This is a genomic window from Neobacillus sp. PVCKKU3 (assembly GCF_058323225.1).
The window spans coordinates 17,055-37,019 of the sequence record NZ_JBLVQN010000016.1 but is presented as its reverse complement, the minus strand read 5'-3'; the positions used below and the strand labels follow the sequence as shown (position 1 = coordinate 37,019).

The 19,965-nt window shown below is 43.8% G+C and carries 15 protein-coding genes; 1 reads left to right on the top strand and 14 read right to left on the bottom strand.

Annotated elements, in window-relative coordinates; translation table 11 throughout:
• Positions 1-56: 56 nt before the first annotated feature.
• The 5 genes from aceB to nirB all read right to left on the bottom strand — a co-directional run bounded on the left by aceB (position 57) and on the right by nirB (position 6,729).
• Positions 57-1,649, bottom strand: a complete 1,593-nt coding sequence (gene aceB / locus ACNQGS_RS12570) for a malate synthase A (RefSeq protein WP_491487593.1) — start codon at positions 1,647-1,649, stop codon at positions 57-59.
• A gap of 199 nt (positions 1,650-1,848) precedes the next feature.
• A complete protein-coding gene (locus ACNQGS_RS12565; RefSeq protein ID WP_491487592.1) occupies positions 1,849-2,466 on the bottom strand; it encodes an NAD(P)-binding protein in 618 nt (205 codons plus the stop codon).
• A 12-nt stretch (positions 2,467-2,478) separates the two neighbouring features.
• A complete protein-coding gene (cobA, locus tag ACNQGS_RS12560) occupies positions 2,479-3,948 on the bottom strand; it encodes a uroporphyrinogen-III C-methyltransferase (protein ID WP_491487591.1) in 1,470 nt (489 codons plus the stop codon).
• A 27-nt stretch (positions 3,949-3,975) separates the two neighbouring features.
• Positions 3,976-4,296 (bottom strand): nitrite reductase small subunit NirD, encoded by a 321-nt coding sequence (gene nirD, locus ACNQGS_RS12555; RefSeq protein ID WP_213147771.1) that lies wholly within the window; start codon positions 4,294-4,296, stop codon positions 3,976-3,978.
• 6 nt (positions 4,297-4,302) lie between these two features.
• On the bottom strand, positions 4,303-6,729 hold the full coding sequence (nirB, locus tag ACNQGS_RS12550) for a nitrite reductase large subunit NirB (protein WP_491487590.1): 2,427 nt from the start codon (positions 6,727-6,729) through the stop codon (positions 4,303-4,305).
• A 205-nt stretch (positions 6,730-6,934) separates the two neighbouring features.
• Between nirB and ACNQGS_RS12545 the strand changes: the two genes are divergently transcribed.
• Positions 6,935-7,819: an alpha/beta fold hydrolase gene (locus ACNQGS_RS12545; RefSeq protein WP_491487589.1), complete on the top strand. Its 885-nt coding sequence runs from the start codon at positions 6,935-6,937 to the stop codon at positions 7,817-7,819.
• Between the two features lie 112 nt (positions 7,820-7,931).
• Here the strand turns inward: ACNQGS_RS12545 and ACNQGS_RS12540 are convergent, their stop codons facing one another.
• The 9 genes from ACNQGS_RS12540 to ACNQGS_RS12500 all read right to left on the bottom strand — a co-directional run bounded on the left by ACNQGS_RS12540 (position 7,932) and on the right by ACNQGS_RS12500 (position 19,867).
• The gene (locus ACNQGS_RS12540; RefSeq protein ID WP_491487588.1) at positions 7,932-8,117 is read right to left on the bottom strand and encodes a hypothetical protein; all 186 of its coding nucleotides are present in this window, start codon (positions 8,115-8,117) and stop codon (positions 7,932-7,934) included.
• A gap of 309 nt (positions 8,118-8,426) precedes the next feature.
• Positions 8,427-9,974 carry an L-glutamate gamma-semialdehyde dehydrogenase gene (gene pruA / locus ACNQGS_RS12535; protein ID WP_491487587.1) on the bottom strand — a complete coding sequence of 516 codons (1,548 nt, stop codon included), beginning with the start codon at positions 9,972-9,974 and terminating at the stop codon, positions 8,427-8,429.
• Positions 9,975-10,153: 179 nt separating this feature from the next.
• Positions 10,154-11,317: a CamS family sex pheromone protein gene (locus tag ACNQGS_RS12530; RefSeq protein WP_491487586.1), complete on the bottom strand. Its 1,164-nt coding sequence runs from the start codon at positions 11,315-11,317 to the stop codon at positions 10,154-10,156.
• 12 nt (positions 11,318-11,329) lie between these two features.
• Complete coding sequence (gene ligA, locus ACNQGS_RS12525) at positions 11,330-13,336, bottom strand: NAD-dependent DNA ligase LigA (RefSeq protein WP_491487656.1); 2,007 nt, start codon at positions 13,334-13,336, stop codon at positions 11,330-11,332.
• Between the two features lie 99 nt (positions 13,337-13,435).
• A complete protein-coding gene (pcrA, locus tag ACNQGS_RS12520; protein WP_491487585.1) occupies positions 13,436-15,757 on the bottom strand; it encodes a DNA helicase PcrA in 2,322 nt (773 codons plus the stop codon).
• 71 nt (positions 15,758-15,828) lie between these two features.
• On the bottom strand, positions 15,829-16,512 hold the full coding sequence (gene pcrB / locus ACNQGS_RS12515) for a heptaprenylglyceryl phosphate synthase (RefSeq protein WP_491487584.1): 684 nt from the start codon (positions 16,510-16,512) through the stop codon (positions 15,829-15,831).
• 154 nt (positions 16,513-16,666) lie between these two features.
• Complete coding sequence (locus tag ACNQGS_RS12510) at positions 16,667-16,972, bottom strand: YerC/YecD family TrpR-related protein (RefSeq protein WP_491487583.1); 306 nt, start codon at positions 16,970-16,972, stop codon at positions 16,667-16,669.
• A 24-nt stretch (positions 16,973-16,996) separates the two neighbouring features.
• Complete coding sequence (locus ACNQGS_RS12505) at positions 16,997-18,049, bottom strand: DUF3048 domain-containing protein (RefSeq protein ID WP_491487582.1); 1,053 nt, start codon at positions 18,047-18,049, stop codon at positions 16,997-16,999.
• A 72-nt stretch (positions 18,050-18,121) separates the two neighbouring features.
• Entirely contained in the window at positions 18,122-19,867 is a 1,746-nt protein-coding gene (locus ACNQGS_RS12500; protein ID WP_491487581.1) for an adenine deaminase C-terminal domain-containing protein, read from the bottom strand.
• Between the last annotated feature and the right edge of the window lie 98 nt (positions 19,868-19,965).

Below are 19,965 nucleotides of genomic sequence, written 5' to 3'. Positions count from 1 at the left end.
CCTATTAAAGTATTTTTTAAAAATATATTTTTGAAGAGTTAAAAACTCTCAAATCCCTATAGTTGTTGGTAACCTGGAATAGTTAAGAAATCTGCAAAATCGTCATTTAAGATTAAGTTGTCAAACAGGTTAACGGCTTCGTCGAACCGCCCGTTCAAGTAGGCTTGGTCCCCAATTTCCCGCTTGATTTTCGTAAGTTCCTCGGCCTTTAGCTGTTCATATAATTCGGAAGTTAACTTCCGGTTGTCTTTTAAGACGCCCTTTGGATGACGGATCCACTGCCACAGCTGGGCCCGTGAAATTTCGGCGGTTGCCGCATCCTCCATTAAATTATGAATCGGTGCTGCTCCGCGGCCCGAAAGCCAGGAAGCCACATATTGAATACCAACATTGATGTTGGTACGGACACCTTCCTCAGTAATCGTACCCGTTGGCACTTCCAATAAATCACTAGCTGTAATGGTAATCCTCTGCTGTTTCATCGTATGGATTTGGTTTGGAGTTGGCATTTCGCGGTTGAAAACCTCCATCGCCACCGGAACAAGTCCAGGGTGGGCAACCCACGTCCCATCGTGACCGTCCCGTGCCTCGCGCTCTTTGTCAGCGCGAACCTTGGCAAATGCCTCTTCGTTTGCCTCGGGGTTATCCTTGATTGGAATCTGTGCTGCCATTCCCCCTATTGCCGGTGCCTTGCGGCGGTGGCAGGTTTGAATCGTAAGTAAGGAGTACGAACGCATGAATGGCACTGTCATCGCCACCTGCGAACGATCCGGTAAAATAACATCATCTTGGTTACGCAGTTTTTTCAAATAGCTAAAAATATAATCCCATCTTCCGCAGTTTAATCCGGCTGAGTGTTCCCTTAATTCATAAAGAATCTCTTCCATTTCAAAAGCGGCTAGGATGGTTTCAATTAACACAGTTGCTTTGATGGTGCCTTGGGCAATCCCGAGCCTTTCCTGTGCGTATACAAATACGTCGTTCCAAAGCCGTGCTTCCAAGTGGCCTTCAAGCTTTGGCAGGTAAAAGTAAGGACCGGTTCCTCTTGCCAGCAGTTCCTTTACGTTATGGAAAAAATACAATCCAAAATCGAAAAAGCTTCCTGAAATGGTTCTGCCGTCTAATAACACATGCCTTTCCTCGAGATGAAGTCCGCGGGGTCTGACAATTAGTACAGCTGTTTTTTCATTCAGTTCGTATTTTTTTCCGTCTGGATTTTCAAAGTTAATCGTCCGATTAACGGCATCCCGTAAGTTGATTTGCCCTTCAACGAGGTTCTCCCATGTTGGTGACGTGGCATCCTCGAAATCAGCCATGAACAATTTAGCTCCGGAGTTTAAGGCATTGATGACCATTTTTCGGTCAGTCGGCCCGGTAATCTCCACCCTGCGGTCCTGAAGGTCATGAGGCAGTGGTGCAATCCTCCAGTCACCATTTCTGATGTGCTTCGTCTCAGGGAGGAAAGCAGGAAGCTTGCCGTTATTAAATTCCTCTTGGCGTTTCTGTCTGGACTGTAACAGTTCAGCCCGCCTTGGGCCAAATTTGGTTTCAAGTTCTTCAATAAATTTCAAAGCATCTGGCGTTAAAATACCGTCGTATTGGGCTTTCAATGCCCCAACCACTTCCATCCCCCTTGTTTGCGTCGACACGAACTTGATCACCTCTTTGTTATAATACAGTAACTATCCTCGTTTTGTATTATATAACACACTTTTGAAAAATGGAACTACTTTTCTGAAAAATTTTAAAAAATAGGTAAAATTCCCCTGCGTAGATAAAAAAATCCTTGATAGTACTAGATTCTTAACACAATAAAAAAAGCAGATACCTCTTACTTAGGTAGCTGCTTTAAATCATTTGTTCATATAAACGCTGAAACATCTCATCCCAGTCGCCGCTGTTCAAAAATTCCGGGCTGACGATGGCAGTTAACAATTTTCTTTTTAAATCCGCATCCTCAACATTTTTCAAAATCCATTGCCGTTTTGAAAAAAGAAATTCTAGATAATCCTCGTACCGGGAGTCAAACTGCTGCTCAAGCTGCTTGCGGATCTGTTTCGCTAGGATTGGGCTTGCTCCTCCTGTGGACACCGCAATGCTTAAGCGGCCCCGCTTCAGATGGGAAGGCAGATGGAAATCAGACTCCACCGGATTGTCCGCAATGGATACAAGCTGATGCTCCGCCGCTTCTTCCTTCACCAGATTGTTGGTGTGCGGGTCATTCGTGGCCGCTATGATGAGAAACGCCTCCTGGATGTCCGACTTGGCAAACAGCTTTTGCTTCCAGGCTATTTTTCCTTCGTGGGCCAAATGTTGTATAACAGGCGTACTTTCCGGGCTAATGACTGTAATGGCTGCTCCCGTTTCCAGCAAGCCTTTTACCTTCCGCTCAGCTACCTTGCCGCCGCCGGCCACGATTACCTTTTTTCCTTCAAGCTTCAGCATAATTGGGTAATAACCGTTCATTCTGACCCTCCATTATCTATTGGCAGGAGTCTTTTCCGGCCAAGGACCAGTTAAATACTCGACTAGCGCCTCTTTAGTGGCCTTTTTTGGCATGCCGCTACCCATGAGACCTAGTTTGGCCACTTCGCCCATCGTTTGTTTGCCCATTCCGACAACTTGGACATTTTTCAAAAAGGCTTCTGTTTCGATGCCGAATTTTTGCAAAGCTGTTATAAATGGCTCAACAGAGGCGCTCGAAGGGAAAACGACTGTATTTACATCCGCATCGTCCATCATTCTTTTAAAAATTGAAAAGAACTGTTCATCTATTTTTTTGTCGCTTGTTTTCCAGAAATCAGCGTTTTCATATTTTTGTACCTGAGCCCTGCCATCTCCAACTACAAGCATTTTTCCCCCATCGGACATTTCATCGATCAAGCCTGGAACGAATCCACGTTCTTTTAAGGCATTGATGGTTTTGATAGAAAAACCGAAAAGGTCTGCTGTAATTTTCCGAATATCCACCCCATGATTCTTTAACGCCGTGAAAAATTCTTCGATACTCTCAGGCGATGTGAATAGGATTTTTTGATAACTGGATATAGTACCCATAATCTCTTCGTTAACAGGTGCTGCGATTCTTTTCCACCTTGGAAACTCGATTACATCCGCACCTTGACGCATCAGTTCCTTCGCTAACTCGCTCTCGCCTTCGCTCGTGCGCGCCAGAAGAATCTGCCGGCCATGTAATGGCTTTTTCTCAAACCAGCTTATTTTTTCACGGAGAGATGCGACATATCCAACCAAAATGATCGCAGGATTGCTAAACTTCGCCTCTTCAGCCTTGGCGGCAATATCAGCCAATGTCCCCTGCAATGTCTTCTGACGGCCGAAGGTGCCCCATTGAATTAAAATTACTGGGGTTTCGGCTGGCTTCCCGTGGGCAATCAAGTTTTCACAAATGTATGGCAAGTTCCGGACTCCCATGTAAAAAGCGATTGTATCCATCCCCCGGGCAAGGCTTGCCCAGTCAAGGAGCGGCTTGCCTTCCTGTGATTTATCATGGGCCGTTACGACCGTAAATGATTCCGCATGTTCGCGATGGGTAACAGGGATTCCGGCATAAAGAGGGGCAGCCATTCCTGATGTGATACCTGGGACAATTTCAAATGGTATTTGGTGGTTCGCCAAGGCTTCCGCTTCCTCGCCAACCCGGCCGAATACACCCGGGTCGCCGCCTTTAAGTCTAACTACTGTTTTACCTTCCAATGCTTTAGCCACCAAAACGTCATTTATATTTTCTTGTCGTAAAAAATGGCGGTCTGGCAATTTCCCCCCGTAAATCAGTTCACAATTGTCCGGAGCAAACTCCAAAAGCTTCGGGTTGGCCAGCCGGTCATATAGAATAACCTCGGCCTGCTTGATGGCTTCAAGCCCTTTCACCGTAATTAGTCCAACGTCCCCCGGTCCTGCTCCTACTAAAAAAACTTTTCCAGTTCCCATCGTGCAGCATCCTTCCGTGTTTTCCTTCTATAATACGACAAATATAATATCTTTTTCTATTTCTATGTTAAATATTTTGACATAGCCGGTATCCGGAGCCTGTACAAGCCCGTCTTTTAAGGAGATTTTCCAATCATAAACAGGGCAAAAAACATAATCACCACTGACAAGCCCTTCCGAAAGGACACCGCCCTTCGGATGGGGACTGCGGTTTTCCAAGGCATAGACATTGCCATTAGATGTTTTAAAGAGGACAATTTCCTTGTCATCGATTTTAATGGAATAACCAGCTCTAGCTTTTAGGTTTGAATAGTTTGCAACAGGTATACGAGTTATTGTTTGCAGCATTTTGCTTCACTCCCCGACCTTAATGGTATGTTTGGTATAATATTTCTCTTGAATCTCTTCACTATGAATGGCTTCATCCCATGGCTCGATATATTTTTTCAAAGTTATGTCCATCCGTTCGTTTAAGGCTTTGCGTGTTTCCTCGTTTACCAAGACCCCTTGGATATGCTCCAAGCCCAGGCGCTCTAGCCATTTGGAAGTACGCTCCAGATAGTTTGCTGTCTCACGATAGTATTGCAGATAGGCTCCGGTCATTTCGATAACCTCTTCTTGGCTTTTCACTGTGCATAAGTGGTCGCCAGCGCGAAGGTCAACTCCTCCGTTTCCGCCGACATAGATTTCCCAGCCGCCATCAATGCCGACGAAACCGATATCCTTGATTCCTGCTTCAGAGCAGTTTCTAGGGCAAGCAGATACCCCCATCTTCACTTTGTGCGGCGTATCAAGACGCTCAAATTTCTTTTCAAGCTCAATGCCAAGTGCCATTGAGTCCTGTGTACCATAGCGGCAGAATTGGGCACCGACGCAGGTTTTGACGGTGCGAAGCGTTTTTCCGTAAGCATACCCTGATGGCATATTAAGCTCTTCCCAAATGCTTGGCAGGTCTTCTTTTTTGATGCCAAACAAGCCAATCCGCTGTCCGCCTGTTAGTTTTACTAATGGAACATTGTATTTCTCGGCCGCTTTGGCAATTTTTATTAAATCCTGTGGTGTTGTTACCCCGCCGTACATTCGCGGCACAACGGAATAGGTTCCGTCCTTTTGGATATTGGCGTGCATTTTTTCGTTAACAAGGCGGGAATCGCGGTCATCCTTATACTCGTCCATGTAAATCATGCCGAGGTAGTAATTAATCGCGGGACGGCATTTTGTACAGCCTTCCTCGTTGTTCCAGCCTAAAACGTTCATGACTTCTTTGACACTTGTTAAGCCCTTTACTTTGATTTCTTGAACCAATTCCTCGCGGCTTAAGGTTGTGCAACCGCAAATGCTTGTTTTTTGAGCTGCTGCTGCGTCAAATTGGTCGCCGAGAGTATGTTCTAGTATGCTTGCGACTATTGGTTTACAGCGTCCGCATGAGCGGCCGGCATTTGTGCAATGGCTGACCTGATCTAGAGTGGTCAATCCTTGTGTTTTGATCGCCTCGACAATGGCTCCTTTGGTTACCCCGTTACAGCCGCACACAAGTTCATCATTTGGCACGGAGGCAATGTCATCACTGGAGGAGCCGCTTGCACTGCATTCTGACTGAAGAATCGATACGCTGGTCATCCCGCTGATGTCTTCCTGTTTCGTCAGCATACGGAACAGTTTTGTGCTGTCTTTTGTATCACCGTAAAGGACAATCCCGACAATTTTGTTATCTCTTGTTAAAATCCGCTTATAAATACCGTCATATTCATTGTAGGCCATGATTGATTTCGTTGTGCCGTCTTCAAAAATTTCTCCCGCTGAGAAAAGGTCAACCCCTGCCACCTTAAGCTGGGTGCCTGTTACTGAACCCTTATACGGCTCCACTTCGAAGCCGCTGATGCGATTCGCCAGGATCTTCCCTTGTTCGTACAATGGGGCCACTAAACCATAAACAATTTCCCTGTGTTCGGCACATTCTCCGACTGCGTAAATGTGGGGAACGCTGGTTTCCATAAAGTCATTTACGACAATGCCTCTGTTTACATAGATGCCGCTGTTTTTGGCCACTTCTGTGTTTGATTTGATGCCTATTGCCATGACGATTAGGTCGGCTTCTACTTCTGAACCATCTTTAAAGCGTATTCCGGTTACCCGCTCATCTCCAAGGATTTCAACGGTTTCCTTTTCCATTAAAAAGTTCATACCCTGGGCTTCTAGTTCTGCCTTAAGCATAGATGCTGCAATATGGTCCAGTTGGCGTTCCATTAGCGACGGCATTAAATGAACGACATCCACTTTCATTCCCAGGTTTAGCAGGCCTCTTGCAGCTTCAAGGCCAAGCAGACCGCCGCCGATAACAGCAGCTTTTTTGTATTCCTTTGATGATTTGATCATCATTTCACAATCATGGATATCACGAAAACCGGTCACACCCTGTTTATCCGCACCTGGAATTGGCAGAATAAAAGACTTGGATCCTGTTGCGATAATTAATTCATCGTACTCCACTTCACGGCCTTGGTCACTGATGACCCGTTTGGCTTCTGCGTCAATTTTTACAATAGCTTCGCCTATATATAATTGAATATTGTTTTCTTTGTACCAATCCAACGGGTTGATAATAATTTCATCGAAACTAGTATCGCCTTGAAGAATATTTGATAGCTTAATTCTGTTATAGTTTGGATGTGGTTCTTCTCCAAAAATGGTGATTTCAAAATGTTCAGGTGCAAGTTTAAGGATTTCTTCGATTGTCCTGACTCCAGCCATTCCGTTACCGATCATTACTAATTTTTTCATGTTGGGCCGCTCCCTATATGTTTTGTTTAGTTATTTTTAATGGTTATTAAGGTTTCATTTATAGTTAAATTGTAAACTCCTGTCTTTTGAAAATTTGTGAGGTTCGTCACAATCCCTTGTTGTTTGTGAATGATTTCACATTATTGTCATAAACCAGTTATTTGGTGGATAATATTGGAATAATTAATGGTGACTGAGGTGTGAAATGGCGGAACACACGATTTATAAAAGTGTTGAAGGTAAACAAAAGATTCTTAGATTCTATAAGAATTACGTGGACTCATTTGGGATAGAAATGGAAAGAGTTTATGTGGAGACTTCTTTCGGCAGGACACATGTATTGATTACGGGACCAAAAGACGGGAAACCGTTGTTTATTTTTCAAGGGGGAAATTGCATTAACCCGATGACATTGTCATGGTTTAACCCTCTTTTTGATCACTACAGGGTTTATGCACCTGATACGATTGGTCATCCCGGATATAGTGCAGAGAATAGGATTTCGGCAAAAGATGATAGTTTTGCCCGCTGGATTTCAGAATTAATGACCTATTTCGGTGTAGAGAAAGCGGCTTTTACAGGTCCATCCTATGGTGCCGGAATCTGTTTAAGGCTCGCTGCGTATTTGCCTGAGAAGATAGCTTGTTCGGTGTTATTTTGTCCAGCAGGGATTGCACTTGGTTCAAAATTAGAGATGATTAGAAAAATCTTAGTTCCGTTGATGATTTTCAAGGGAACCAAGTCGGCAGCCCAACTGCAGAAAATAGCGGATAATATGTCTGATGGCTTTATGAAAAAAATAGATAAAGAGATTATCGGCAGCATCTTCAACTATACGAAGCTTGAACAGGATATGCCTAAGCTGACGGAAAAGAGGGAGTTGCTGCGTTACACCGCTCCTACCATGGTTATCGCCGGCAGTAAGGATGTGTTTTTTCCAGAGAAGAAAATAGGTCCGGCAGCTAAGGAAATCATCCCCAATCTAGCAAACTATGAAGTGTTTAATATGGGGCATATCCCATCAGAAGAACAGTTGGTTGTAATTAATGGGAAAATAAAAGAGTTTTTAAGATTTCATTATGGTTGGTGAAGGACACTTTCAGGTTTACCCACTCTATTTTGTCCTTCATAACCTCGATGAAGGACATTTTCAGATTTACCACATTCTATTTTGTCCTTCATAACCCCGATGAAGGACATTTTCAGATTTTCCACGCTCTATTTTGTCCTTCATAACCTCGATGAAGGACACTTTCAGGTTTACCCACTCTATTTTGTCCTTCATAACCTCGATGAAGGACATTTTCAGATTTTCCACACTCTATTTTGTCCTTCATAACCTCGATGACGGACACTTTCAGGTTTACCCACTCTATTTTGTCCTTCATAACCTCGATGAAGGACATTTTCAGATTTTCCACACTCTATTTTGTCCTTCATAACCCCGATGAAGGACATTTTCAGATTTACCACATTCTATTTTGTCCTTCATAACCTCGATGAAGGACACTTTCAGATTTACTACACTCTATTTTGTCCTTCATAACCTCGATGAAGGACACTTTCAGATTTACCACACTCTATTTTGTCCTTCATAACCCCGATGAAGGCCAATATCCAGCTCAAAACAACTAATTTTGTCCTTCATAAAACGAAAACCCCTTCCCACAAACTGTAGGAAGAGGTCTCCTATATAACTAATACAATTCCGATGTTGTTTTGCCTTGCATATGAAGAAGCAAGTAGTCAGGGCCGCCAGCTTTGGAGTCGGTTCCGGACATGTTGAAGCCGCCGAATGGCTGGTAGCCGACAATGGCGCCCGTACAGCCGCGGTTGAAGTAAAGGTTACCGACATGGAAGTCCTCACGTGCCTGCTCCATATGGGCACGGTTTTTAGTAATAACCGCCCCAGTTAAGCCATAGTCAGTATTGTTGGCAATCTCAAGCGCTTCGTTGAAATCCTTCGCTTTTGAGAAACCTACCACCGGTCCGAAAATTTCCTCTTGCATGATGCGGGACTTCGGGTCTAAATCAGCAAATATAGTTGGCTTGATAAAGTAACCTTTGGAGCTATCTCCTTCGCCGCCAGTCATCAATTTGCCTTCTGACTTACCGATTTCAACGTATTCCATGATTTTCTTGAAAGCATTATGATCAATAACAGGGCCCATGAAAGTATCTTGTTCAGATGGCTCGCCAACTTTTATTTGATTAGTCAATTCCACGACGCGATTCAATACTTGATCATATACGTCCTCAACAATAACAGCCCGAGAACATGCAGAACACTTTTGACCGGAGAATCCGAATGCTGATGCCATGATGGATTGTGCAGCCAATTCAAGATCTGCTTCACTGTCCACAACAATCGTATCCTTACCGCCCATCTCGGCAATTAATCGCTTCATCCAAAGCTGTCCTTCGCTGATTTTGGAAGAGCGGTCGAAAATGCGCAGGCCGACATCTCGGGAACCAGTGAAGCTGATGAAACGTGTATCCTTATGATCAACTAAGTAGTCGCCCACCTCGGCGCCGCTGCCTGGAACGAAGTTTAGTACACCCTTTGGCAGTCCTGCTTCTTCCATTACTTCCGCAAATTTAGCTGCAATAATTGGTGTCGTGGATGCAGGTTTCAACAGTACCGTGTTGCCAGAAACAATCGCGGCAACGGTAGTACCTGCCATGATGGCAAAGGGAAAATTCCAAGGTGAAATGATGATGCCCACACCAAGTGGAATATAATCATAACGGTTAAATTCGTTAGGACGGCTCTGTACAGGCACACCATTTTTTAAGACAAGCATTTGCCGGCCATAGAATTCTAAAAAGTCAATTCCTTCTGCCGTGTCAGCATCTGCTTCTCTCCACGGCTTACCCGCTTCTTTCGTCATCAAAGCAGAGAACTCATGCTTGCGGCGGCGGATAATCGCTGCCGCTTTAAAAAGCACATCTGCACGGACTTCCGGCTTGGTCTTTCTCCATGTTTTAAATGCCTCAACGGCCGCCTGCATCGCTTTTTCTGCAAGTTCTTTATTGGCCTTTGACACACGGCCGACTACTTCCTCTTTGTTGGCGGGATTATAGGAAACGATTTTTTCTTCGGTAGTTACCTTTTCACCGCCAATGATTAAGGGATAATCCTGTCCTAAATAGCCTTCAACTGTTTTTAAGGCTTGAAGATAGGCTTGGCGGTTTTCTTCCACAGTAAAATCTGTTAATGGCTCATGTTTATATGGTTGTACCATGCTAAAATTCCTCCTATGTAATCAATCATTTAATCCTTGAGGAAAAAATAATAGGTTGTCTAAAAATACACTGAAAACCCCCTCTTTCAGGAGGCGGCGAATTTCGCAGAGAAACAATCCTATTTTGCCTCGAAAACTAGATTGTTAACCAAAAAAAAGACCCGGCCGCCGGCCGAATCTTATTGGTAAATATACACAAACGGTTCATTTTCATTGGCTTTACGGACAATCAGTGCTTCAGGGCCGTCCACGGAGGTCACGTTTACTGATACCGAAATGTATTCAGGAAAATGCTCCATGACCAATCCTGTGACATATTGGGTAAATCCAATTCCCTCTGTTTTTCCGTAAAATTGAATTGGAATCGTGATATCTAAATTTTGCAGCTGATCGCCGACGTAAAACGCCCGGCCAATCACGCCGTTGAAGTTTGGAAAATATTCTTCAACATCCTGTTTAAAGTTTAAAAAGGCGATTGTATCATCGCGGTGTGCTTCCTGGGCGTCACTGGATGGGAATAAATAATATTTTTCGTCGACTTTTTCCCATGAGTTTAAACTTGAGCTGCCTTTATCAACGGTTGTATAGGCAATAAAATTTCCTGGCACAACAGAAGATTTGCTTTGCTGGGCGAATAATGCAATCGTGATTGGAACGTCGCTTACATTTTTCATGGTCCTAATTCGTTTGATCATTTCTTCCGCTATTTTCTTTCCTTCGCGTTCCATGTCTGCAAAGTCAATATGCTGCTCTTTTTCAACAGTACCGCTATCGACTTGAACCTTGTAATAGTAGGTTGAATTAAGGGCAAGGCCAATGGTAATTCCGCCAAGTGAAACGTTACCTTTATCATCTTTTGTTAAATAATCATGCTCCAAAATATGGGCTAAATAAATCGGACTGCTCGGTTCGCCCGGCGGGCCTGTATCAACAGGGTTTAATCCGATATTATCCGCTGCCTTCAGGCTTTTTGCCTTTAGCTGTTCCTCTGTATATTGTCGGCTCAGCAATTGTCTTACCGTTTTTTCCTTGATTTCCTGTCCTTCACGGAAATAATATTTATCGGTATCAAAGCTATTTTGGGCTATACGCATTAAACCCATTTCGAACTCGTTCAAATCATATCTTGTATTGATATTATTGACGACCAATCCGCGGGCCTGCCCCGGCTCAAACGGCAGAATGGTCCGGTAATATTTATCTGAAATATTATATTTCGGAATAATCGCCTTCCCTTTATCCTTCTCCTTTGTTTGCACTTCTTCATTTTGCTTTTGAAAAGTAGGTGCACAGGCACTCAGCAAAAAGACAAGGGAAAGCGCGAGCAATGAGAGTTTTCTCAAAACTGACACCTCTTACTTATTTAATTCTTCAAGGAGCTTCTCTTCATCCCACACTTCAATTCCCAGTTCCTGTGCTTTTGCGAGCTTGGAGCCTGCATCTTCACCAGCAATGACCAAGTGGGTTTTCTTGCTTACACTTCCCGCCACATTTCCGCCTAACGCCTCAATCTTTTCTTTTGCTTCATTTCTCGATAAGCGTTCCAGTTTACCGGTTAATACCACCGTTTTGCCGGCAAAAATGGAATTTGATTCCTCGGCGGATACCTTTCTTGCCCCTTTAAATTCCATGTTCACTCCGAAAGAAGCTAATTCCTGAAGCAGTTCCGTTGCTTCTTCCTGTTCGAAAAAGCTGACGATGGAATCAGCCATTTTATCACCAATTTCATTGATGGCGATCAGATCTTCTTTGGAAGCAGACGCTAATCTTTCCATTGCCCCAAATTCCTGGGCCAAAGTTTTTGCCGCTTTTGCCCCGACATGACGGATGCCAAGCCCGAAAAGCAGTTTTTCTAGCGAGTTTTCCTTAGAGGCTTCAATCGCTTTTAACAGATTGGAAACCGACTTATCTCCCATTCTTTCAAGGGCAATAAGCTGGTCATAGGATAGCTTATAAATATCAGCCACATCGCTGATTAATTTTTCGGCAAACAACTGGCTGATGACCTTTTCCCCAAGGCCATCAATGTTCATCGCATCCCGTGAAACGAAATGGATTAAACCTTCACGGATTTGCGCCGGGCATTTCGGATTAATGCAGCGAAGGGCCACTTCGCCTTCTAGTCGAACTAGTTCGCTTTCACATTCCGGACAGTGTGTCGGCATATGAAAATCGACTTCTTCTCCCGTGCGCTGATCAGCCAAAACATTGACGACTTCCGGGATAATGTCGCCGGCTTTTTTAATGACGACCTTGTCGCCAATTTTGATATCCTTCTCTCGGATTAGATCCTCATTGTGCAAGGAAGCACGCTGCACAGTTGTTCCAGCTACTTTAACCGGTTCTAAAATAGCTGTAGGGGTAATAACGCCGGTGCGGCCGACGCTTAATTCAATATCCTTCAAAGTCGTGACAACTTCTTCAGCCGGGAACTTATAGGCTATTGCCCAGCGCGGGCTTTTGGCAGTCGTTCCAAGAGCAGCCTGCTGTTCTAAGGAGTCAATCTTAATAACGATCCCGTCTATTTCATAAGGCAGATGCGGGCGCTTTTCCACCCAGCCATTTACATAGTCAATTACCTCATCGATATTGACGCACTTTCTCCGCTCTTTATTCGTTTTAAACCCAAGTTTGTCCAAGTAATCTAAGCCTTCGCTATGCGAGACGACGCCAAGGTCCCCTGGATTTCCAATTCCGTATAAAAAGATATCCAGTCTCCGGGAAGCCGCCATTTTCGTGTCAAGCTGGCGGAGTGAGCCTGCCGCCGCATTTCTTGGGTTGGCAAATAGTTCCTCTCCCCGCTCTTTCCTTGCCTCATTCAGCGCTTCAAAGGAACGCTTCGGCATAAAGGCCTCACCGCGGACCTCCAAGGACACAGGTTCTGTGAGGCGGAGCGGAATGGATTTAATTGTTCTTAGATTTGCCGTTATATCTTCGCCAATTGTACCATCACCGCGGGTAGCCCCCTGGATAAACAAACCGTCTTCGTAACGTAAAGAAACTGCAAGGCCGTCAATCTTTAACTCGCAGACATATGAAAAGTCATCCCCTACAGCCTGACGGATACGGCGGTCAAAGTCTCTTAAGTCCAGTTCGTTAAAAGCATTGCCCAAGCTCAGCATCGGTGTTCGATGCTCGACTTTTTCAAAAACATCGAGAACCTCTCCGCCAACCCTTACAGACGGAGAGTCAGGTGTTTTTAATTGGGGGAACTTCTCTTCAAGCTCCAATAGCTCCTGCATTAATCGGTCATATTCAGCATCTGGTACGGATGGTTTGTCTAAGACATAGTATTCATAACCGTATTGGTTTAATAGTGTCCGCACTTCGGATATTTTTTGTTCAGCGGTTTGAAGGTCCATATATCCAACCCTTTCCTCATCTAATTGCAGCAAGTTCCCCAATAAAAATGAGGAAACCTATTTTTCACTTACTTTAAGACGATTTTTCAGGAAAAATTGTTACACTTTTTTGATCGGTGCAAATTTGGCAAGCAGACGTTTGATGCCAGTTGGACTTGGGAAAGCAATATCGAGTTCGGTGCCTTCTCCCTGTCCTTTCACACTGACAACGGTCCCAATGCCCCATTTTCCATGTTCAGCTTTGTCGCCAACCTTCCAGTCAGCTCCCTCACCGCCGGAAGCAGCTGAAACTGGGCGCATAACTGGCTTACGTGGAGAGGCAGGAGTGCCAAATGTACTCCTGCCGGTTCCTGAAGCCCCGGCTGATTCGAAGGAAGAACGTGACCCTCCAAAGGAAGAACGGCTCGAGCCAAATGAACTGCCGCCCGATGAAAAAGAAGAACCTCTTGAGCCAAACGGCGAATTTCGTCTTTCCGGTTCAAAGACTTCCAAAAGGTCTTCGGGAATTTCACTAATAAACCTAGACGCTGGATTCATATTAGTCCGTCCAAACAGGGTTCTCATTTGGGCATTTGTAAGGAACAGATTTTGCTCTGCTCTTGTGATTCCTACATAGGCAAGACGGCGTTCTTCCTCCATTTCCACCTCTTCCATCAAGGAGCGGCTGTGCGGGAAAACCCCTTCTTCCATACCAATTAAGAATACAATGGGGAACTCGAGTCCTTTTGCGGAATGCAAGGTCATCAAAACAACTGAGTCTGCCTTTTCCCCGTCATCATCCATGGAATCAATGTCGGCAACAAGAGCTAAATCAGTTAAAAAGGCAACTAGGGTTTTATCATCATTTGTTTCTTCAAAATTTTTCGTAACAGATAACAATTCCTCAAGGTTCTCCAAGCGGCTTTGCGCTTCTATGGATTTTTCTGCCTTTAGCATTTCGCTATAGCCGGTTTTATCGAGGACTTCTTCCACTAATTCAGTTACGGATAGAAACTCCTGCATATTCGTATAATTTTTGATTAAATCGCGGAATTCTGCTGCCGCTTTTGTTATTTTTGGGCTTAAACCAATTAAATCCACAGAGTCAAGCGCTTGAAAAATCGACAGATCATGCATTGCGGCAAAATCAATAATTTTATCAAGCGAGCTTGAACCGATACCGCGTTTCGGAACATTGATTACTCGCTGCAGGCTGATGTCATCATCTGGATTGGAGATTAATCGCAAATAGGCAAGCATATCCTTGATTTCTTTTCGATCATAGAACTTCGTACCGCCGACAATGGCATAACCGATGTTTGATTTAAGCAGGACTTCTTCCATTACACGGGACTGGGCGTTCGTACGGTACAAAATGGCGATGTCCGAAAGCTTGTACTTCCCATCGCGGGTCAGTTCCTTAATTCTGCCTGTAACAAACTGTGCTTCGCCCTGCTCGCTGTCGGCACGGTAATAAACAATTTTGTTTCCTTCAGGATTTTCCGTCCATAAATTTTTCGCCTTACGGTTAAAGTTCTTTTCAATCACTTTATTGGCTGCCAGAAGAATCCTTTTGGTAGAGCGGTAGTTTTGTTCAAGAAGAATGACTGTAGCGTTTGGATAATCTTTTTCAAAGGAAAGGATGTTGGCAATATCCGCACCTCTCCAGCGGTAAATGGACTGGTCGGAGTCGCCGACAACACAAAGGTTTTTAAAGCGGTTTGCCAGCAGTTTGACCAGTAAATATTGCGCTTTGTTCGTATCTTGATACTCATCCACGTGAATATACTGGAACTTGCGCTGGTAGTACTCCAATACTTCCGGCACACGCTGGAACAATTGAATCGTCTTCATGATCAGGTCATCAAAGTCCAGGGCCTGATTTTTCCGGAGGCGTTTCTGGTATTCTTCGTACACATCGCTGACAACCTGTTCGAAATAGCCCCCAGAAGTTTTTGCATATTCTTCCGGGTCGATGAGTTCGTTTTTAGCCGAACTGATGGAACCCAAAATCGCCCGCGGGTCAAATTTCTTTGGATCAATGTTCTTTTCCTTTAATATACCTTTAATGACGGATTGCTGGTCGCTTGAATCCAAAATCGTAAAATTTCGGTTAAACCCGATGCGGTCGATGTCACGGCGTAAAATGCGGACACACATCGAGTGAAAGGTAGAAATCCAAATTTCTTCTGCAGCGCCGCCCATCATTTTCGCAATCCGTTCTTTCATCTCTCGGGCAGCTTTGTTCGTAAATGTAATAGCCAAAATATTATAGGGATTAACCCGTTTTTCCACAATTAAATAAGCAATTCGATGTGTTAACACTCTCGTCTTGCCGCTTCCGGCCCCGGCCATGATCAACAGCGGTCCGTCCGTGGCTTTTACAGCCTTTTGCTGTTCCGGGTTCAAGCCGTTTATCAATTTATCAGTTAAATATTGCAATCTATCCACCACCAAATACAAACATTTGTTCTTATTTTTATCATAACGGAATCTGTGTCCATAAGCAAATTTTATCGGACACTCTTCACGGTTTCTAATGCTAGGTCAAAGTTATCATAAATAGCGTTTCCTACTACAATTACATCCGCATGCTTGGCCATTTCTGCTGCCTGTTCAGGAGTTGAAATGCCGCCGCCATAAAACAGCTTCGTGTTATTAAGCACCTTTCTCACGTCAGCAACCAATTGCAAGTCGCCGTATTTGCCACTGTATTCTAAATAAAAAATGGGCAGATTAAACATTTTTTCCGCCATCATGGCATAGCCCTTAACATCATCAATGGTCAATTGTGCATTGGCGGAGGAAAGTTTAGCTGCTTTGCAATCGCTGTTAAGGATGCAGTAGCCCTCCATGACTATTTCTCCCCAATCCATAATTTCACCAAACTCCTTCACCGCTTGATGATGAAGGCCGGTAATCCATTTTGTATCGGTACTATTTAGGACGGTTGGGATAAAATAAAGATCGAAGCCGGGGGTTACGGTTTCGATGTTTGATATTTCAAGTACACAGGGCACAGTATAGCGACGGATCCTAGCCATCAAATCAAGAACATTTTCAAGCGTGACTCCGTCCGTTCCGCCGACAATCACGGCATCCGTACCAGATTCGCAAATTTTTTCAAGCTGTTCGTCCAATATTTCTTTATTTGGGTCGAGTTTGAACACGTGGCGCCACGCGTGAACATCATACATCTATTAAGCCCCCCAATTCATAATTCCATTAAACCATTATAGCACTAGAGCATTCGATACAAAAACAATACAATGAAACTATTTTTGGAAAATACCGGTACAATAAAAAGAAAAAAACCGGAAAGTCTCTCACTCCGGTTTTTTGATATTTAGGTTATGCCTGGCTGTTTTCTTCCTTTATCCGCTCTAAGACCATTTCATAGGTGTCGTTTCCAAAGTTCAAGCATCGTTTTACGCGTGAAATGGTAGCTGTGCTTGCTCCAGTTTCCGATTCAATTTTGTGGTACGTGTTTCCATCACGGAGCATTCTGGCTACATCCAGGCGCTGGGCTAAAGCTTGAATTTCGTTAATCGTACATAAGTCATCGAAAAAACGATAGCATTCCTCCAGGTCCTTCAATGAAAGAACGGCTTTAAACAATTGGTCAAGCTCTTTACCACGTAATTTATTAATTTGCATATGATTTCCCCTTTACCGTATAAATCATTGTACATCAAATGAGACGCTTTGAGAAAGGCCTGGTTTACTCGGCACTACATTGACCCACGTTTTTCCTGGAACGAGAGGAACCTCTTGCCCATCCTTAACTGGAACAATTCGTCCATCCTTGTTCGCCCAATTCACTTCGTTTACTTTTCCCATTTGCAACAGGTAGGCTTTGCCTCCGGATTGTAAATCTACTTTCAGGTGGCCTGCCGAATCATAAACCTGGTGAACTGCTTCGATGATAAAAATATTATCCAGTAGGACTGGCTCATTATTTTCTAAATCCACAGTCTGTTCACCGCCAGAAAAGCGTTTGTACTTGCCCGACTGGGGATCAAACGTAAAGGTCGAATCGGAGATGCCTCCTTTTGAGTAGGAGATCATGGCAGATTTTGCGTCATTTCCTGTGACCTTACTTTTTTCGTCCTCTTTTAAAAATGTAAAGCTTGGTGGTGTTTTATCCATCGTATAGTGCTTTTGTTCAACACCCTTTAAAATGTTTTCGTACGTAATGTACGAGTTATGCGGTGCTTTGCGGGCACTGGACCGCTTAAACAATGTACCATCATATTGCATTCCATTTAAGTTATCAACATAGTTGCTCTCAAGCATCTGCCTTGCTTCTTCACTGTACCCATGGGCGATATAAAGAGCGTTTAGACCTTTGGCCAGATCAATATAATAGGCTCTTGAACTTCTTACCGGGCCTATATTTGCCGGCCTTTCACTTTGAAAGACAGCTAAGAAACGGGTCATATCCCCTTCTGCAATAAGTTCATAGACAATATCCGCCTTAGACAAGCCTGATTGCGGCCTAGCCTTTGGGTGATTATTAATCATGACTGCAACTGCTCTTCCATCTGTTTTCGTTTCTGATTTTACGCCAGTAAGAGGAAAATAGTAGGCGACTTCTTCCTTCTTTTCTTCTTTTTCCACTACCTTGTCAACCACTTTTTCTTTTGGTTCCAGTGGTTTTACCGTTTCTTCTTTCTTACTGCATCCGGAGAACAGTAAAAGAAGCGCTGCTGCTGCAACAGCCCATTTTTTCATCCAGTCAACACCCCTGTTTCCTCTCATACATCCAGTCACTTTCGCGCGTTAAATCATTAACTTAATTATAGTTTAACGCATTATCGATGGAAAGAGTACTGTTTTGTTCATCACATCATACATCCCCTGCTGGGTAATCCGAATATACGGCAAATGCGTCGTTGAGAAAAACAACAAGCTATAAATCGGATCGGAAAAGCTGTAGCCTCGATTTTTCAATTCTTCAAGCAGACGTTTCTCCTGGACCATTAACTCCTCCATCGGAAGATTTGACATAATTCCAGCCAATGGCAGCTGCAGCTCGCAAACAACCTCCCCGTCTTCGACCAGGACGATCCCTCCGTCCAATTCTTTCATTCTATTAAATGCCAAAAGCATATCCTGCTTGTTTTTTCCAATTAAAATGATATCCCCTGTATTGGAAAAGGAACTCGCCAGTGCAGATAAATTATTGGCAAATCCTTTTAACATCGTGTTAATCCGCCATTTCCCTTTGCGGTCAATCAAGGTAAAGAAACACTCATCATGATCGGTTGTCAATTCATCTCCCGAAACATCAATGGCGATGGAATATGGTTTCGTGATAACAGAATTCTCCATTTTAATTCCGAACGGCATGGAAAATTGCAAGTCGTCCATTGTTAATTCCCAGTCTAATTCCATCGGCTTTAAGCCGTACTGTGACCAATCAACAGAAGGGTAGGCTTCCTCAACCTTCATTCCATTCCGTTTTACCCATTTTCCTTTAGCCAGTACAGATACCGGTGTCGGATTTTCAACGCTTGATAAGAAGTTAATATTTGCTACCCTGCCTGTGGCAATGTTCCCGAGAAGGTGGTCGATGCCGTAGTATCTAGCAATATTAACTGAGGCCATATTATAGGCATCAATAACCGGAACATCTTTTTCAATTGCAATCCGAATCATCGCATCGGTTATGCCCTGCTCGTAAAAAGTCGAAGTAGCTCCGTCCGTATTAAATATTAATCTATCATATGCGTCAATTCCCATCCGCTTCATGTCATCAAGAATATCAGGCAGATCAGGGCGAATTGACGAATAGCGCAGGGAAACCATATAGCCCTGCATGAGGCGGTTATAAATTTCCTCACCCGTCATTGCCTCATGGTCACAATCAGCCCCCAAAAGCATCATCTTTGCCAAGGTTTTTTCCGAAGCGCCAGGAAAATGGCCTTCGATTTTCTTGCGCATCCGTTTTGCCTCTTGAATCCAATGAAGCATCAGATCATCGCCGTTTAAAAGCTTAGGCCAGCCCGTCAGCTCTCCGCCCTGAAGGACCGCGTCGTGCTCTAGCCAGGACTTAATATTACTGTGTGAAAAAGTTTCTTCCTCATACAAAATTTCTGTTTGCGAATCAAACCGGCACCACCAAAACATGGTGGATGGAATCGAGCGGAAATCCCGCAACAATGAAAACGCTTCCCTTTTTGGTAAATTCAAAGCAAGGGCCATATTGTCATTAATTAATGTCGTGGTTCCAAATTGCGATGCATAGGCCGCAAGAGTATGGGGATTATATAATTGAAACGGATGGGCATGCGGTTCAATATAACCCGGAACAAGGATCTGTTCCGTACAATCAATGATTTCACAGTTTTCTGTGTTGGCAGGCAGGTTCTCGCCAACATAAACAATCCGATCGTCATATATCCAAATATTGGCACGCATCCATTTCTTAAACGTCTGATTCAAGTATAAGGCGTTTTTTAACAGAATGGTGGGGGCTGTTGTCCCATCCAAAACGGATACATGCATGCGTAACTGTCTGTTTTTCCAGCGGTAGCGCTGTTCCAGCATACAAAATCCCTCCCTAAAATGAAACGTATCTATTTATAAATTGTTTGATTTCACAATAAAGAAAACCCTTACAAATTTCTTAGTTATTATACTATCAT

What these genes read in the sequence shown, in the direction of transcription:
- ACNQGS_RS12565 (WP_491487592.1), bottom strand. Translation starts at nt 2,466, where the DNA reads ATGAACGGTTATTACCCAATTATGCTGAAGCTTGAAGGAAAAAAGGTA.
- cobA (WP_491487591.1), bottom strand. Translation starts at nt 3,948, where the DNA reads ATGGGAACTGGAAAAGTTTTTTTAGTAGGAGCAGGACCGGGGGACGTT.
- nirD (WP_213147771.1), bottom strand. Translation starts at nt 4,296, where the DNA reads ATGCTGCAAACAATAACTCGTATACCTGTTGCAAACTATTCAAACCTA.
- nirB (WP_491487590.1), bottom strand. Translation starts at nt 6,729, where the DNA reads ATGAAAAAATTAGTAATGATCGGTAACGGAATGGCTGGAGTCAGGACA.
- ACNQGS_RS12545 (WP_491487589.1), top strand. Translation starts at nt 6,935, where the DNA reads ATGGCGGAACACACGATTTATAAAAGTGTTGAAGGTAAACAAAAGATT.
- ACNQGS_RS12540 (WP_491487588.1), bottom strand. Translation starts at nt 8,117, where the DNA reads ATGAAGGACAAAATAGAGTGGGTAAACCTGAAAGTGTCCGTCATCGAG.
- pruA (WP_491487587.1), bottom strand. Translation starts at nt 9,974, where the DNA reads ATGGTACAACCATATAAACATGAGCCATTAACAGATTTTACTGTGGAA.
- ligA (WP_491487656.1), bottom strand. Translation starts at nt 13,336, where the DNA reads ATGGACCTTCAAACCGCTGAACAAAAAATATCCGAAGTGCGGACACTA.
- pcrB (WP_491487584.1), bottom strand. Translation starts at nt 16,512, where the DNA reads ATGTATGATGTTCACGCGTGGCGCCACGTGTTCAAACTCGACCCAAAT.
- ACNQGS_RS12510 (WP_491487583.1), bottom strand. Translation starts at nt 16,972, where the DNA reads ATGCAAATTAATAAATTACGTGGTAAAGAGCTTGACCAATTGTTTAAA.
- ACNQGS_RS12505 (WP_491487582.1), bottom strand. Translation starts at nt 18,049, where the DNA reads ATGAAAAAATGGGCTGTTGCAGCAGCAGCGCTTCTTTTACTGTTCTCC.
- ACNQGS_RS12500 (WP_491487581.1), bottom strand. Translation starts at nt 19,867, where the DNA reads ATGCTGGAACAGCGCTACCGCTGGAAAAACAGACAGTTACGCATGCAT.